Genomic DNA, 15,226 nt, shown 5'->3' with positions numbered 1-15,226 from the left:
TGGGGCTAGCGGACCTGGGAGGGCGCAATGCCGAAAGTCTGTTTGAAGGTACGGGTGAAGTGCGCCTGATCGTAAAAGCCGACATGAAACGCGACGTCGGTGCTGCGGTAACCGGCCTTGAGCAGCGCCATGGCATGTTCCAGACGCAGCCGGGCGAGCCAGGCATAAGGGGTAAACCCGGTCGCGGCTTTAAACTGGCGCAGCAGTTGGGACGGGCTGAGGTCGCACAGTGACGCTAAATCGGCCAGGCTGATTTTTTCATCCAGGTGCGCCATCACGTAGTCGCGCAGTTGTTGCAGGCTGTAACGTCCAAGCCGATAAACCGGTTGGGGGCTGGTCTGGCCGTAACGGGTCAGCAGCAGCGAAAAGGTTTCCAGCGGCATACTGTCTTTGGCCAGCTGGGAGGTGTGCGGATCGCTCAGGCACTGGTGCAGGGATGTCAGGCGGCCAAACAGCGCCGGGTCGTCAAGGTGGTGGCGGTTAAAGCCAAAGTCGCGGTGACCGGAAACGGCTTCGGCCTGATCGGCCAGCCAGTCCGGGTCGATACTGAACACTTTCACCTGATAGCCGTCGCTGCCGATAGGAGTCCCATCATGCATCACATCCGGCGGCATCAGAATGGTGGCACCGGGACCGGCATAGTGACGGGTGCCGTGGCTGTAAAATGCCTGCTGGCCATGGGTAATCAGGCCGATGTGGTAATCCAGGTGGTAATGGCGTTTGAAGGCGAAGCTCTGGTAATGCCCGTCAATCAGGTTGATCGCCGCAATGTTACTTTTCTGATGGCTGATCTTGTCCATACTTTTTCCTTCATTCTCTGCCCTGTGCCGATGGAGTGATTCCCCCTTCGTCGCACAGCCTACCGCTGTCCTTCAGTCGAACATCATCAGTAGAGCATAATTGGCCGGTGCAGACTTGTAAAAAATTCACAACCGGCCATGGCGGGAAGGTCAGGCTTTGGCAGCCGAGTCGGCAGCGGCCTTGGCGGCGGCTTTCAGGCGTCGCTGGTGGCGGTGGCCTTTAATGCCGTCCACGCTGAACAGCACCAAGGCTGCCCAGATGAAGCCGAAGGTATACACCTTGTCAGCGGTGAACTGCTCACCGTACAGGGTGATGGCCAGCAGGAACATCAGGCTCGGGCCGATGTACTGGAAAAAGCCCAGGGTCGACAGTTTCAGCTTGGTCGCGGCACCGGTAAAGCACAGCAACGGCAGGGTAGTGACAATCCCCGCCGCCATCAGCAACAGGTTGGTGGACGGGGCGTTGGCCGTCCAGTCTGAGGTCGCGCTCTGAGCGATGAACAGGACATAAATGGCTGCCAGCGGCAGCAGCAGGCTGGTTTCCATAAACAGGCCGGTCTGGGCATCCAGGCTGATTTTCTTGCGCAGCAGGCCGTACAGACCGAAGCTGGCGGCCAGGGCCAGAGCAATCCACGGCAGCGAGCCAAACTGGATCAGCTGAACCGCAACGCCAATCCCGGCCAGTGCGACGGCCAGCCATTGCATCGGGCGTAACCGCTCGCCGAGAAACACCATGCCGAGCAGCACGTTCAGCAGCGGGTTAATGTAGTAGCCCAGGCTGGCATCCAGCATGTAGTTGTTGTTGACCGCCCAGATAAACATCAGCCAGTTACCACCGACCAGGGTTGAGGTCGCGACCAGCATCAGCAGGATTTTTTTCTGGCTCAGCACGGCCCGCACCTTGCCCCAGCCTTTACTCAGCATCACTAACCCGGCCAGGAAAAAAAACGACCAGATAATGCGGTGGCTGAGAATTTCCAGCGCGCTGACTTGCTGGAGCGCCTTGAAATAAATCGGTGCGATGCCCCACATGGTGTAAGCCGAAAGCGCGAGGATCACCCCCCGCTGGGTTTGTTTGCTTTGTTCGTCCATGTATTCCTGAGAACCTGAGAAAATTGTGCAGAAGGTAAGGACGGGTAACAGAATGCTTCACCCGTATATGTCAGGGCAGTATAAATCGTGATCGAAATCAATACTATTGTCTTTTTTCTCTGCACGTCTTGCTAAGCTCGGGGCGCGATCCGACCGGGTCTCAGCCGGTAGCTGTGCTCCCAATGGGTGGCGGATTGGTATAGAATAGCCAGCCTTATGACCCCCGCCGCCACGGCGGAAAGCTATCTTCAGTCGAGTCTATCTATGTCAGCCAGCCCAGCCAGTCAGTCCGAACCATCCCGCTCACCGTTAGAGGTGTTGCAGGCGGTATTCGGCTACCAGACATTTCGCTGTGGTCAACAGTCGGTGATAGAAGCGGCAACAGCAGGGCAGGACTGCCTGGTGATCATGCCGACCGGCGGCGGGAAATCGCTTTGCTATCAAATTCCGGCGCTGTTGCGCGAGGGCCTGACGCTGGTGGTGTCGCCCCTGATCTCGCTGATGAAAGATCAGGTGGACCAGCTGCGGGCCAACGGGGTCGCCGCTGCCTGCCTGAACTCGACCCAGTCACGGGAAGAGATGCAGGCGACCCTGGACGCGATGGCCAGTGGGGAGATCAAGTTGGTGTACGTGTCGCCGGAGCGCCTGCTGGGACGGGAATTCACCGAACGGTTGAGCCAGCTGCCGCTGAGCCTGCTGGCGGTGGATGAAGCGCACTGTATTTCCCAGTGGGGACACGATTTCCGGCCGGAGTATGCGGCGCTGGGCTCGATTCGCCAGCACCTGCCGACGGTACCGGTGATCGCTCTGACTGCGACCGCCGATGACACTACCCGCCAGGATATCGTGACGCGCCTGGCGCTGACCGAGCCGCACTCTTACTTGGGTAGCTTCGACCGCCCGAACATCCGCTACACCCTGCAGGAAAAGTACAAGCCGATGGTTCAGCTGATCCAGTATCTCAAGGATGTACGCGGCCAGTCGGGGATTGTGTATTGCAACAGTCGCAAGCGGGTGGAGCAGATCAGCGAAAAGCTCAATGAAAGCGGGATGCGCGCGGCGGCCTATCATGCCGGGATGGAGCATGATGAGCGGGCCTGGGTGCAGGAGGCGTTCCAGCGTGATGATATCCAGATCGTGGTGGCGACTGTAGCGTTCGGGATGGGCATCAACAAGCCCAACGTCCGGTTTGTGGTGCATTTTGATATTCCGCGCAATATTGAGTCGTACTACCAGGAGACAGGCCGGGCCGGCCGTGACGGACTGCCGGCGGAAGCGGTCATGTTCTATGACCCGGCGGATCTGAGCTGGCTGCGCCGCTGTCTCGACGAAAAAGAAGATGGCCCGCAGAAGCAGGTCGAGGGGCACAAACTCAATGCGATGGGGGCGTTTGCTGAAGCGCAGACCTGTCGTCGCCTGGTTCTGCTCAACTATTTTGGTGAAGCTCGGGAAGCCCCGTGCGGTAACTGTGATATCTGCCTTGACCCGCCCAAGCATTTTGATGCCCTGGAAGCGGCCCAGAAAGCCCTGTCCTGCGTGTATCGGGTTAACCAGAGTTTCGGTATCACCCATGTGGTGGAAGTGCTGCGTGGGATGCAAAACCAGCGTATCCGTGAACACGGCCATGACAAGTTGTCGACCTATGGCATCGGCCGCGAGCACAGCCATGAATTCTGGGTCAGCATTTTGCGCCAGCTGATCCATCGGGGCTTTCTCACCCAGAGTATTCTGCACAGTTCGACGTTGCAGCTGACCGAAAAGGCGCGCAGCGTGTTACGGGGAGATATCGCGCTGGAACTGGCCGTCCCGCGGTTGGATACCGCGGTGCGCAGTGCCAAAAGCAGCAAACTGGCTAACCGTCAGTACGATAAAAAGCTGTTTGCTAAGCTGCGGAAACTGCGTAAAGCGATTGCCGATGAAGAAGAGTTGCCGCCGTACGTGGTGTTCAACGATGCGACCCTGATGGAAATGGCTGAACGTCTGCCGACTTCAGCGGGGGCGTTGTTGACGATCAATGGGGTGGGCCAGCGCAAGCTGGAGAAATACGGCACCGCCTTCATGAACGTGATTGAAGATCACCTGACCGTGGGTCACGACATGCCGTATGCCGTGTCATCGTAATAGGTTCTTGTGACGGAGTCGGAGCGTTACTCTGGCTGCCGCGAGGGAGCGGCAAGGCACGGTATGCAGCACTACTATGCGAAAAAACCGGGCGAAAACATCGGGCGAAAAAAAACCGGGCATTTCCGCGCCCGGTCAAAATGCGTTATAGAGCAACGCCGGCAGGCCGCCGGAGTGCATCTTTCGCTACAAAACAGCTTGCGTATTTGGTGAGAATGTGAATTTTCACCGATGCTGGCCAGGTCACGCTCGACAGGGCGTGGCGGCAGCACGGCAATAAGACCATGGATTGCCATCCAAGAACAGCGCACGGATACCCCTTGATACGCATAGCAACACTTAGTTACAGGAAAGTATGCGCTGAAAGCACTACAAGAAGGAATTACCCTATGGCTTTGACTGCCCGTTTCACCTGCCGTCGCCTCGATATGGAGCATAACTTGCTGGAAATCGATGGCCCTGAGTTTGATTTTGACAGCTTTGCCAATGTCGTCGCGCCGCTGCTGACGCAGCTGGAACTGCAGGTGCTGGAGCGGGAGCTTAACGCCGACTTGCATGTCTGGCTGGTGGATTTTGAGGGCTGCCGCCTGATGCTTAAAGGCGAGCATTACAGTGGCCAGCTCTGGCTGGAAGGACTCGACAGTGAAGCCCGACCGACGCTGGCCTATCTGGCGACGATGCTGCAGGGCTGATGGGCTAAGCGCCGCTATGCTTTACAGCAGCCGGCGCTGAAATAACAGGTCAGGGGTGGAAATGGCAGGCGGCTGGCTAACCGAACTGATTGCTGTATAATCGCCGCCTTCGGTTGCTGCTCCGGTTCGGATCGGTGGCAGCGTTTTGGGTTCCCTCTCCCCCAATGACAAAAAGGTCTCACAATGACGACTTCGCAATTTACTCCCGCGCAACAGCGCAACGCTCTGTTTTACCTGGTGGCTTTCCACCTGCTGATTATCGCATCCAGTAACTATCTGGTGCAGCTTCCTTTCACCGTGATGGGCCTGCACACGACCTGGGGTGCGTTTACGTTTCCGTTTATCTTCCTGGCGACCGACCTGACCGTTCGGATCTACGGGGCGGCGATGGCCCGGAAAATCATTTTTTGGGTGATGCTCCCGGCGCTGGCGATTTCTTATCTGCTGTCGGTACTGTTTTTCCAGGGGGAATTTCAGGGACTGTCTCAGGTGGGTGAGTTTAATCTGTTTGTGGCCCGGATCGCGATCGCCAGCTTTATGGCCTATTTGCTGGGACAGATCATGGATATCTCGGTGTTCAACCGCCTGCGCCAGACCCGCCAGTGGTGGGTTGCACCGAGCTGTTCCACCTTGTTTGGTAATGCGCTGGATACCATCGCATTTTTCGCCATTGCGTTTTACCAGAGCCCGGATCCGTTTATGGCCGAGCACTGGGTGGAAATCGCACTGGTGGATTACGGCTTTAAACTGGTGATCAGTCTGGGGCTGTTTGTCCCAATGTATGGCGTGTTGCTGAACTACCTGATCCGCCGCCTGACCACGCTGGCGCCGGACAATCAGGCCGGGCGTTCGCAAGCCGCGTAATCGCCAGGTGGACAGCGGGGGATTTCCCGCAATAATGGGAACAGGTTTAGGTCGGCATCAGCCGGCCTTTTCTTTATTATTTTCTTTCTCTGCGTAACGGCGCAGCCTGACTCAATCGGAGGCAATCATGTCAGAGGGCATCATGAAGATACGCGAAGCAAGCATTGACGAAGCGGTGGTGGTACTGGCTCAGATTGCGGAGTTTGCGGCACCGGCTGACAAAGCCGCGCTGTCGGCGCGGCTGCGGGGACGACAGCCGCTGATTCTGGTGGCCGAGCGGGACGATGCCCTGATTGGTGTCAAGATTGGTTATCGCTTGTCCGAGACCTGCTTTTACAGCTGGCTGGGGGGCGTGGCACCGGCAGGCCGTTGCCACGGTGTTGCCCAGGCGCTGCTGGAAGCGCAGGAGCAGTGGGTCGAGCAGCAGGGGTATCAGGCGTTGCGGGTAAAATCGCGTAACCGGTTTCCGGCAATGTTGCGGTTATTGCTTCGCAATGGCTATCTCATTGAACATATGGAAAAAAAAGACGGCATTGAGGATTATCGCCTGCATTTTGTGAAGACCCTGACAAGCAAATGACAATAATTCGCAATAAAAAGCTTGCAAGTTAAATGAGAATGGTTATTATTAACTTGCACTCAGCGAGGAAGTCGAACAACTCTGACTCGTATGAAGGCACGACATTGCTCACATTGCTTCCAGTGTACTTCAGCTAAGGTGAGTTTTTAGTGTAGGGCTGAAAACGAAAACCTCTTCTGCTGAGCGGCAGCTACAACCCCTGAGAGGACTTGTAGCGCCGCTTTTTTCTTTTCCGGGCCCGGTAAATCAGGCCAGCTTCACCAGCTGCTGGACCAGCTTATCAATACCCGCAGCGGCTTCCGAAATACTGCCCGCCAGCATATAGGCCGGTGTCGACAGCAAACAGCGTTCCTGATCGAACACAAAATCATCGACCGGGCATTCGATATGCTCGCCACCCATCTGGTTGAACGCTTTGGCGGTTTCCGGATCATTGCCGATCGTGCCTTTTGCCCCTTCCCCGTAGATCAGCGGGATCAGCGCCGGAGAAATACACAGATAGCCGGCGGGTTTTTCTTCCTCGGCAAACTGCTGGCAGACCCGTTTCACGTCCGGGTGAATCGTACAGTTCGGGCCGGCAAAGGCGAAGTCAGACAGGTTTTTGGCAGCGCCAAAACCGCCCGGCAACAGCAATCCGTCGTAGTCGGTCGCATTGAGGGTGGCGATATCCTCAATGTTGCCGCGGGCAATACGTGCCGCCTCCACCAGAACATTCCGGGTTTCCGGCATTTCTTCCCCGGTGAGGTGGTTGATCACATGATGCTGATTCATATTTGGCGCAAAGCAGTGCCAGCTGGCGCCCGCTTTTTCAATGGCATGCAAGGCCAGCACCGCTTCGTGGATCTCCGCGCCGTCAAAGACCCCGGCGCCGCTTAAAATGACCGCGATTTTCTTCATAATGGTTTCCTTTATGGTCAGAGATGTCTGTTTTACACGCTATCCGGCTTATTTCATATCGGTCTGTTAACGTTTTCCACAATTAATGATCATTTTAGGATCAAAGATCTTTTTTGGGTTAATTTTGTAAGCTTATGTTTTTAATTGGATATTTTTGATTATTCAAGTTTTTTCAAAAACTTGATCAACGGCCCCGTTTGAACTACTAACAAAGTTATCCACAGGTTGGGGCAAATTGTGCAAAAACAGCGGTTAACAGTTGCAGGCTGTCATGGCATCCTAGAGCCTGTTGATTTTAACCGTGCTGTTGCTGCAAGAGCAGTAACGGCGTGTCCCGGTGGCGGGCGTGAATCAGTCACCCAGACCTCGACCTAACTCTTTCATCCCCCGGATATAAGAATATCTTTATGGCAACTATCCCAGAAAATCCACTAATCCTGATTGACGGATCCTCGTATCTGTACCGTGCCTACCATGCGGCACCGAATCTGACGAACTCAGACGGTGAGCCGACCGGCGCGGTGTTTGGCGTGGTGAATATGCTGCGCAGCCTGCTTCGTCAGTTCTCGACCGAGCATATCGCGGTGGTGTTTGACGCCAAAGGCAAGACGTTCCGTGATGACTTGTATGCCGAGTACAAAGCTAACCGTCCGCCAATGCCGGATGATCTGCGTGCGCAGGTTGAGCCACTGCATGCGGTGATCAAAGCGATGGGACTGCCGCTGATCGCGGTAACCGGGGTGGAAGCCGATGACGTGATCGGCACGCTGGCCACTCAGGCGTCGAAAGCCGGTATGCCTGTGCTGATCAGTACCGGCGATAAAGATATGGCGCAGCTGGTGGATGAAAACGTCACTCTGATCAACACCATGACCAACGTGGTGATGGATCCGGAAGGCGTCGTGGAAAAGTTCGGCATTGGCCCGGAGCTGATCATTGACTACCTGGCGCTGATGGGGGACAAGGTCGACAATATTCCGGGTGTACCTGGAGTGGGTGAAAAGACGGCGAAAGCCCTGCTGACCGGCATTGGTGGTCTGGATGCGTTGTACCAGAACCTGGATGCCATTCCGGCGCTGGGTTTCCGCGGCTCGAAAACCATGGCGCAGAAGCTGCTGGATAATAAAGACAAGGCGTACCTGTCGTATGAGCTGGCAACCATCAAACTGGATGTAGAGCTGGACTTTGCCCCGCATGAGTTGGTGAAGGGCGAGCCGGATACTGATGAGCTGACCCGTCTGTTCGGCAAATTGCAGTTCCGTCGCTGGCTGGCCGAAATGCTCGATGGCAGCGATGGCCGCATTGTTGCGGATGAATCTGCAGCGCAGGCCGCAGCACCGAAAAAAGACGTGGCCCCGGTGATTGACCGCAGTGGTTACGAGATTGTGCTGGATGAAGCGACGTTTGAAGCCTGGTTGACCACCCTGAACAACGCCGAGGTGGTGGCGTTTGATACCGAAACCGACAGCCTGGATTACATGGTCGCGAACCTGGTCGGCGTGTCGTTCGCGGTTGAAGAAGGCAAAGCGGCGTATGTGCCGGTCGCGCACGATTATCTGGATGCACCGCAGCAGCTGGACCGTGACTGGGTGCTCGCCAAACTGAAACCGCTGCTGGAAGATCCGAACAAAGCCAAGGTCGGCCAGAACCTGAAGTACGATGCCAGTGTGCTGGCCCGCTACGATATCGAGATGCAGGGGATTCGGTTCGATACCATGCTGGAGTCTTACGTTTATAACAGCGTGATTGGCCGCCATGATATGGACAGCCTGTCGTTGCGTTACCTGGAGCACAAGACCATCAGCTTCGAGGAAATTGCCGGCAAGGGCAAGAAACAGCTGACCTTCAACCAGATCGATCTGGCAGAAGCGGGCCCGTACGCGGCCGAAGATGCGGATATTACTCTGCGTCTGCATAATCTGCTGATCGCCAAAGTACACGCAGATGACAAGCTCAAGTCGGTGTTTGAAGATATTGAAATGCCGCTGGTCCCGGTCCTGTCTCGCATGGAGCGTACCGGGGTTCTGATTGATACCAAGAAACTGGGCACCCAGTCGGCTGAAATTGCCAAACGTCTCGACGAGCTGGAAAAAGACGCCTACGAAGTGGCTGAGCAGGAGTTCAACCTAAGCTCGCCGAAACAGCTGCAGGCGATCCTGTTCGAGAAAATGGGACTGCCGGTCCTGAAGAAAACTCCGTCCGGCACGCCGTCAACGAACGAAGAGGTACTGCAGGAGCTGGCACTGGATTACCCGCTGCCGAAACTGATCCTGGAATACCGCGGCCTGGCCAAACTGAAATCCACCTACACTGACAAACTGCCGAAGATGGTGAATCCGGCGACGGGGCGTGTACATACGTCTTACCATCAGGCTGTGACAGCAACTGGTCGTTTGTCTTCCAGCGATCCGAACCTGCAGAATATCCCGGTTCGAAATGAGGAAGGACGCCGTATCCGCCAGGCCTTTGTGGCACCGGAAGGTTACAAAATTCTGGCCGTCGACTATTCCCAGATTGAGCTGCGCATCATGGCGCATCTGTCTGGGGATCAGGCACTGCTTGACGCTTTCCGTCACGGCAAGGATATCCACGCTGCGACGGCGGCTGAAATTCTGGGGATTGCACTGGACGAAGTCAGCAGCGAGCAGCGTCGCCGTGCTAAGGCCATCAACTTTGGCCTGATTTACGGCATGAGCGCGTTTGGCCTGGCTAAGCAACTGGGAATGGGCCGAAATGAGGCGCAGGACTACATGAATGTTTACTTCGAGCGCTACCCGGGCGTGCTGGAGTACATGGAAAGCACCCGTACTCAGGCCAGCGAGCAAGGGTATGTAGAAACCTTGTTTGGCCGTCGCCTGCATTTGCCGGATATTAAGTCGCGTAACGGGATGCGCCGCAAAGCCGCAGAACGGGCCGCGATCAACGCCCCGATGCAGGGCACTGCGGCAGACATTATCAAACGGGCCATGGTGCTGGTCGATGAATGGATTGGTCAGCAGCCGCAAGATCGGGTCCGTTTGCTGATGCAGGTGCACGATGAACTGGTGTTCGAAGTGAAAGCGTCGGATGTGGAGCAGGTGTCTGCAGATGTTCGCCGTCTGATGGAATCAGCGGCAGAGTTGGATGTGCCATTGATTGCCGATGCCGGCATGGGGGATAACTGGGATCAGGCCCATTAATACCGTCTGACGGATACAACATGCGTCATAAGAATAGCCAGCGTTGCTGGCTATTTTTTTAGGCAAAATTACACCCGTAATTAATAGTGTTATGTATAAATTAATTACGGTTATATGAAAAAAAACTACAGAAAGGTCTTTTCAATGCTGAGCAATTGATATACAGTTAGCGACGTAGGGTACAGAGGTAAGATGTTCTATCTTTCAGACCTTTTGTTTCACGTTATTGGATTTGGCTGATTCAGCCGCCCTGACCATTTGGTCAGGGCGTTTTTTATTGGGCCAAATAACCCGCATCGTCTCCTTTCTGCGCTGTTTTTCCTGTTCGCTGACGTTTAGTTTCTCCCCGATACCGCGTACCGGCTGCTTTGACACCCCCTTTTTCCGGTCAATATTCTTAGACACTGAATGCCATACCACCAATCCGATGATTTATCAGGCAAAATGTCTGAGTAAGCATCATTTTATCTGTTTCTAGAGTATTTACTTTAAAAAGGGCGAGGGGCTCGGTATAATGCAGTCTGCTTCTTGTTCATATTTGTTTCTGGTAGCGGGTCTGTGGCCGGCTAGCCAACAAATCCATGAATTAGCCACCTCACATTTGAGGTGGCTTTTTTTTATCTGTCACTGCTCGTTTATGTAATTTTATTCCAGTATTGGTCTTTAATGAGATTGTCTGGACCGCTTAATTCTTCTCAACAAAGAACTTTTCCGGAGCCTTATGCCGGGTTGCTGGCCGCATGAGGCTGTAGCCGACGCGAAGGTGAAGGAAAGGGATGGTAAAGAGTGAAAATGAGGAGTGGAACGGGAGCTGAGGCGGAGAGGTAACCAGCCCCGAGCAGGAACCGACCGGGAAAAGGCTTGCGTTACCGGGGGAAATCACAGATGCTTTTCGGACAATAAAAGAAAAAACCTCCTATTTCTCTCCCGTTGCCCCACCCCAGCGGTGGGGATATTTTTCAACATCGCACACCAAATAAAAAAGCTCCCGGGCGGGAGCTTTGTCTTGGGATGATTCGAGCCATTCAGGATCACTCCTGGTCGTCGATACCCTCATTTTCTTCCAGCAGTGCCAGCTGACGGGCCAGCTCGGGCGCAAACCAGCTGTCCAGTTTACGGCGCACCTGATCCACCCCAATGCCTTTCAGTGAGGAGAAGGCTTCAACGTCAATGTCGCCGCCAAACGTGGTAACGGTTTCGCGGACTTTCAGCAGCTGTTGTTTACGGGCACCGCTTTTCAGTTTGTCGGCCTTGGTCAGCAGAACCAGTACCGGCAGGCGACTTTCCACGGCCCACATGATCATTTGCTGGTCGAGATCTTTCAGCGGGTGGCGGATATCCATCAGGACAACCAGACCTTCCAGGCACTCACGTTTTTGTAGGTATTCACCCAGTGACTGCTGCCATTTCAGTTTCATTTCCAGCGGAACCTGAGCATAGCCATAGCCCGGCAGGTCGATCAGGTTGCAGCCCGGTACCACTTCAAACATGTTAATCAGCTGGGTACGGCCCGGGGTTTTAGAGGTACGCGCCAGACTCTTTTGGTCCGTAATGCGGTTTAGCGCACTGGACTTCCCCGCATTGGAGCGGCCAGCAAATGCAATCTCAACGCCTGTATCGTTCGGCAAGTGTCGGATAGTAGGTGCACTTGTGATAAATCCTGTATTTCTATAGTTGAGAGGTTGATTCACTGTTAACTCCGTCAAGTCTTGATGTAGTCGACTGATTACTTTTATGTGAAATTGTGTAAAATGGACCAAAACCGTGCTTGGTGTGTGGTCGCATTGTATACCATGTCACCGAGCATTACTTGTGGTACTGGAAGCTCAATAATTATAAACGGAATGTCATGAAGAAATTAGCACTGATATTGACTCTTCTGGCCAGTTGCTCAGCCTTGGCCCAGGGAGATGCGGAAGCCGGAAAAGCAAAAGCTGCAACTTGTGCCGCCTGCCACGGTGCAGATGGTAACAGTATTATGGCCCAATACCCGAAAATTGCTGGTCAGCACGCGGGTTACCTGGAAAAACAGCTGAAGGAATTCAAGCTGGCGATGAGCACTGGCGGCAAGCAAGGCCGTAACGATCCTGTGATGGGTGGCATGGCAATGCCGCTGTCAGAGCAGGACATGGCGGACTTGGCAGCCTACTACTCCTTACTGCCTATCTCAGACAACACATCGACTGAAGCCTCTGTTGGTATCGCCCAGTCTCTGTACCGTGCCGGTGATCCGGAGCGTGGCATTACAGCCTGTACGGCCTGTCATGGTCCACGTGGTAATGGTACCAGTCTGTCAGGATTCCCGAAAATTTCGGGCCAGAACGCAGAATACGTGAAGCTGCAGCTGGAGAAATTCCGCTCAGGTCAGCGCACTAACGACATGAACAGCATGATGCAATCAGTAGCCGCGAAGCTGACTGATGATGAAATTGCTGCCTTGTCTCATTATGTTGGTGGTCTGCACTAATTCACTAACGCCACAGGCTTCCAGTCGGCGGTGAGTAAGAAGGTAGCTTCGGCTACCTTTTTTCTTGGCTGCGATTTATTGCGGCAGATCCTGCAAGAAAACAACACTTTCCGCTTGCTCCTGGTCCCTCTATCGGCAATGGCTGACAGGATTGTAAGAGATCGCCGATTTCTGCTTCGGGTTGTCACTGAATCTTTATGTGATGCCTGACTTCTTCTCTTTACATCACAACCGGTTAGGTGAGCTGAAATAAAGTTTCAGCGTAGCCGTGGGCTCCCTGTCATTGTTCCTCTGCACATTTCACGTAAAGTAGGCTCCGTCTTCAGGAGGAAGACCGTAGGCCGGAGTGCTTACGACCGGACGGCATACCGGTTCGACAGACAGGAAGCCAGGACTGCAGCGGCAGGAGGTCACCGCAGTCTGTGTCAGGACAGACACGCCAAGAACACAAACCGCTTTTCCCACGGACGACCACAAGTCATCAGGAAGATGAACAACAACAAAAGGTTGGCAGGGCAGCAACAACAATAAAAGAACAGTGCTGACCAGGGTGACACTCAGGTGAGGATCAACCAGACAGGTTAACGCCAGCAATGGCGGCACCAACAGGCGACAGGGTGGCAAACCTTGTCGCCTTTTTTCTTGCCATCTCCTTCCCGCTATTTCTTATCCGGCAGGCTCGATAGGGTGTGCACATTTCGTTCGCAATTCATGCTATGATACCCGGCTTGATCGAGTTCAGTGGCGAGACCCGGCATGGGGCGCCAATATCGGAGAGCTGTAATGCAAACATGTCCGCTGTGCCAGACGGAAGGCGCGAGCGCATTCCATCAGGACAAGCGCCGTCAGTATTTTCGTTGTGGTGAGTGTGCACTGATTTTTGCTGATCCGGCGGCTCGACTGAGCCCGGAAGAAGAAAAAGCGCACTATGATCTGCATGAGAACAATCCGAATGACGACGGTTACCGACGATTTCTCAACCGTCTGGCTGAGCCGCTGACCGAGCGCCTGGGCCAGCCGGCATTGCACGGACTGGACTTTGGTAGTGGCCCGGGGCCGGCGTTGTCATTGATGCTGACCGAAGCCGGTCATAACATGGCGATTTACGACCCGTATTTTGCCGCGGATCCGGCGGTGCTGGCCGAATCCTACGATTTCGTGACTTGCACTGAAGCGATTGAACATTTTTACACGCCTGCCAGGGAGTGGGGGCTGCTGCTTGGACTGGTGAAACCCGGCGGTTGGCTGGGCCTGATGACCAAGTTGGCAACGGATGCAGATGCCTTTTCGCGATGGCATTACAAGAACGACCCGACCCACGTCAGCTTTTTCAGCCGTGAGACGTTTCGCTATCTGGCGCAACGGGATGGCCTGAATGTCGAGTTTGTCGGAAATGATGTAATTTTGCTGAGGAAAACCCAGTAATGACCCGTAAGAAAAAGACCCGTAAACCAGGTTCGGAAGGCCCTGCTGTTTATACCGATAAATCCCGTAACCAGCTGGATATCGAAGGCATCAAGCGCAAGAAAGAGCGCAAGCGTAAAGGCCTGAAATCCGGCAGCCGCCATTCTGCAGAGCAGGCGGCGACAGGACGTGCTGCCGGGCAGCGCAAAGATCCTCGTCACGGCAGCAAAAAGCCGGTGCCATTGATTGTGGACACCAAGCCGCAAACGAAACAGCAACGTCGCATGTCGGCTGAGCAAGAACTGGCGATGCTGGAAAATGATGCGCAACTGATGGTACTGCTGGACCGCATTGAAGCCGGTGAAAAACTGGGTGCCGGTCTGCAGAAGCAGGTTGACCAGAAGCTGGATCGCATCGAGCAACTGATGAGCCAGTTGGGTCTGCTGGAGGACGATGAGCCTGAGCTGGAAGCGCAGCCAAAAGCTTCGCGCCGCAGTGACGATGACCTGCTGGATCAGTTTGAAAATATGGATTTTGACGACTTCGACAAGGAGTAACCCTTGCAGGATATGACGCTATGGCTAGGGCTGGCCGGTTTGATCATTGCCGGGCTGGCCAGCTATGCCGGTTATTTATTGTTTAAACTGTATCAGCAAACCCAGCGCCACAAGGCGTTCATTGCCCGCGCAGAGCGTCTGCAGGAAGAGGGCATTAAACAGCGCAATGCCAATATTATGGAAAGCGTGCTGATTATTGCTCAGGCCGGCAAGCAGGACGAGTGCGATATGTCGGAAATCTCGATTCGTCTCTACAAGCTGATGGAAGTGCTGCAGGGCGAATTGCAGGTTGATTTTGCCGCTCAGTACCCAGCGATGTATGAGCTGTATCAGGTGGTGAAAGACATGCCGCGCGGTGATTCGCGCCGGACTCTGGAGAAGAAAGAGCGCATGAAGCTCGATATGATCCGGATGAAAGCCGAAGCCCGTCTGGTTGATGACATTAAAGTTGAGCTGGATCGAATCTTAGTAGCCAACGTCACGGCATAATAACCCGCAGAATCTTCCCCTGGTTGTCCCGCAGCCAGGGGATTTCTGATCTGGGTGGCACTTTAGTTCTCTTTTAACTACATC

At 54.6% G+C, this 15,226-nt stretch carries 15 protein-coding genes; 10 read left to right on the top strand and 5 right to left on the bottom strand.

Annotated features, from left to right (window positions below):
• Positions 1-5: 5 nt before the first annotated feature.
• Positions 6-800 carry an AraC family transcriptional regulator gene (locus C9I92_RS22855; protein WP_047887067.1) on the bottom strand — a complete coding sequence of 265 codons (795 nt, stop codon included), beginning with the start codon at positions 798-800 and terminating at the stop codon, positions 6-8.
• Between the two features lie 150 nt (positions 801-950).
• Positions 951-1,892, bottom strand: coding sequence for an EamA family transporter RarD (gene rarD / locus C9I92_RS22850; protein ID WP_047887068.1), 942 nt, complete (start codon positions 1,890-1,892; stop codon positions 951-953).
• Positions 1,893-2,156: 264 nt separating this feature from the next.
• Here rarD and recQ point away from each other — a divergent pair, with 264 nt between their 5' ends.
• From recQ to C9I92_RS22830, 4 genes are all read left to right on the top strand, one after another.
• Positions 2,157-4,013: an ATP-dependent DNA helicase RecQ gene (gene recQ, locus C9I92_RS22845; RefSeq protein ID WP_047887069.1), complete on the top strand. Its 1,857-nt coding sequence runs from the start codon at positions 2,157-2,159 to the stop codon at positions 4,011-4,013.
• Positions 4,014-4,402: 389 nt separating this feature from the next.
• Positions 4,403-4,705, top strand: a complete 303-nt coding sequence (locus tag C9I92_RS22840) for a DUF3630 family protein (protein ID WP_053061927.1) — start codon at positions 4,403-4,405, stop codon at positions 4,703-4,705.
• Positions 4,706-4,888: 183 nt separating this feature from the next.
• Positions 4,889-5,569 carry a 7-cyano-7-deazaguanine/7-aminomethyl-7-deazaguanine transporter gene (locus tag C9I92_RS22835; protein ID WP_047887070.1) on the top strand — a complete coding sequence of 227 codons (681 nt, stop codon included), beginning with the start codon at positions 4,889-4,891 and terminating at the stop codon, positions 5,567-5,569.
• Positions 5,570-5,696: 127 nt separating this feature from the next.
• Entirely contained in the window at positions 5,697-6,149 is a 453-nt protein-coding gene (locus C9I92_RS22830; RefSeq protein WP_047887071.1) for a GNAT family N-acetyltransferase, read from the top strand.
• Positions 6,150-6,395: 246 nt separating this feature from the next.
• On the opposite strand, the gene elbB is transcribed toward C9I92_RS22830, so the two are convergent.
• Positions 6,396-7,046 carry an isoprenoid biosynthesis glyoxalase ElbB gene (gene elbB, locus C9I92_RS22825; RefSeq protein ID WP_047887072.1) on the bottom strand — a complete coding sequence of 217 codons (651 nt, stop codon included), beginning with the start codon at positions 7,044-7,046 and terminating at the stop codon, positions 6,396-6,398.
• 407 nt (positions 7,047-7,453) lie between these two features.
• Between elbB and polA the strand changes: the two genes are divergently transcribed.
• Positions 7,454-10,225 (top strand): DNA polymerase I, encoded by a 2,772-nt coding sequence (gene polA / locus C9I92_RS22820; RefSeq protein WP_047887073.1) that lies wholly within the window; start codon positions 7,454-7,456, stop codon positions 10,223-10,225.
• 192 nt (positions 10,226-10,417) lie between these two features.
• Positions 10,418-10,465, top strand: a complete 48-nt coding sequence (spfP, locus tag C9I92_RS25935; RefSeq protein WP_438616993.1) for a small protein SpfP — start codon at positions 10,418-10,420, stop codon at positions 10,463-10,465.
• A gap of 791 nt (positions 10,466-11,256) precedes the next feature.
• On the opposite strand, the gene yihA is transcribed toward spfP, so the two are convergent.
• Positions 11,257-11,916: a ribosome biogenesis GTP-binding protein YihA/YsxC gene (yihA, locus tag C9I92_RS22815; protein ID WP_047887075.1), complete on the bottom strand. Its 660-nt coding sequence runs from the start codon at positions 11,914-11,916 to the stop codon at positions 11,257-11,259.
• Between the two features lie 158 nt (positions 11,917-12,074).
• Here yihA and C9I92_RS22810 point away from each other — a divergent pair, with 158 nt between their 5' ends.
• Positions 12,075-12,692, top strand: coding sequence for a c-type cytochrome (locus C9I92_RS22810; RefSeq protein WP_047887076.1), 618 nt, complete (start codon positions 12,075-12,077; stop codon positions 12,690-12,692).
• A gap of 300 nt (positions 12,693-12,992) precedes the next feature.
• Here the strand turns inward: C9I92_RS22810 and C9I92_RS22805 are convergent, their stop codons facing one another.
• A complete protein-coding gene (locus tag C9I92_RS22805) occupies positions 12,993-13,316 on the bottom strand; it encodes a hypothetical protein (RefSeq protein WP_047887077.1) in 324 nt (107 codons plus the stop codon).
• 159 nt (positions 13,317-13,475) lie between these two features.
• Here C9I92_RS22805 and C9I92_RS22800 point away from each other — a divergent pair, with 159 nt between their 5' ends.
• From C9I92_RS22800 to C9I92_RS22790, 3 genes are read left to right on the top strand one after another with little or no spacing between them, the layout of a single operon-like run.
• Entirely contained in the window at positions 13,476-14,117 is a 642-nt protein-coding gene (locus tag C9I92_RS22800) for a class I SAM-dependent methyltransferase (RefSeq protein WP_047887078.1), read from the top strand.
• A complete protein-coding gene (gene yihI, locus C9I92_RS22795) occupies positions 14,117-14,653 on the top strand; it encodes a Der GTPase-activating protein YihI (protein WP_047887079.1) in 537 nt (178 codons plus the stop codon). The genes C9I92_RS22800 and yihI overlap by 1 nt, the downstream gene beginning before the upstream one ends.
• Before the next feature lie 12 nt (positions 14,654-14,665).
• Positions 14,666-15,142, top strand: a complete 477-nt coding sequence (locus tag C9I92_RS22790) for a DUF2489 domain-containing protein (protein ID WP_047887118.1) — start codon at positions 14,666-14,668, stop codon at positions 15,140-15,142.
• The last annotated feature ends 84 nt before the right edge of the window (positions 15,143-15,226 follow it).

This window comes from Photobacterium ganghwense (assembly GCF_003025595.1).
Lineage (GTDB): Bacteria > Pseudomonadota > Gammaproteobacteria > Enterobacterales > Vibrionaceae > Photobacterium > Photobacterium ganghwense.
The sequence above is the reverse complement of the archived record's forward strand: the minus strand, read 5'-3'. Positions and strand labels throughout refer to the sequence as shown.

Excerpts from the sequence above, each read along its gene's own strand:
- C9I92_RS22855 (WP_047887067.1), bottom strand. The coding sequence starts at position 800 with ATGGACAAGATCAGCCATCAGAAAAGTAACATTGCGGCGATCAACCTG.
- rarD (WP_047887068.1), bottom strand. The coding sequence starts at position 1,892 with ATGGACGAACAAAGCAAACAAACCCAGCGGGGGGTGATCCTCGCGCTT.
- recQ (WP_047887069.1), top strand. The coding sequence starts at position 2,157 with ATGTCAGCCAGCCCAGCCAGTCAGTCCGAACCATCCCGCTCACCGTTA.
- C9I92_RS22840 (WP_053061927.1), top strand. The coding sequence starts at position 4,403 with ATGGCTTTGACTGCCCGTTTCACCTGCCGTCGCCTCGATATGGAGCAT.
- C9I92_RS22835 (WP_047887070.1), top strand. The coding sequence starts at position 4,889 with ATGACGACTTCGCAATTTACTCCCGCGCAACAGCGCAACGCTCTGTTT.
- C9I92_RS22830 (WP_047887071.1), top strand. The coding sequence starts at position 5,697 with ATGTCAGAGGGCATCATGAAGATACGCGAAGCAAGCATTGACGAAGCG.
- elbB (WP_047887072.1), bottom strand. The coding sequence starts at position 7,046 with ATGAAGAAAATCGCGGTCATTTTAAGCGGCGCCGGGGTCTTTGACGGC.
- polA (WP_047887073.1), top strand. The coding sequence starts at position 7,454 with ATGGCAACTATCCCAGAAAATCCACTAATCCTGATTGACGGATCCTCG.
- C9I92_RS22810 (WP_047887076.1), top strand. The coding sequence starts at position 12,075 with ATGAAGAAATTAGCACTGATATTGACTCTTCTGGCCAGTTGCTCAGCC.
- C9I92_RS22800 (WP_047887078.1), top strand. The coding sequence starts at position 13,476 with ATGCAAACATGTCCGCTGTGCCAGACGGAAGGCGCGAGCGCATTCCAT.
- yihI (WP_047887079.1), top strand. The coding sequence starts at position 14,117 with ATGACCCGTAAGAAAAAGACCCGTAAACCAGGTTCGGAAGGCCCTGCT.
- C9I92_RS22790 (WP_047887118.1), top strand. The coding sequence starts at position 14,666 with ATGACGCTATGGCTAGGGCTGGCCGGTTTGATCATTGCCGGGCTGGCC.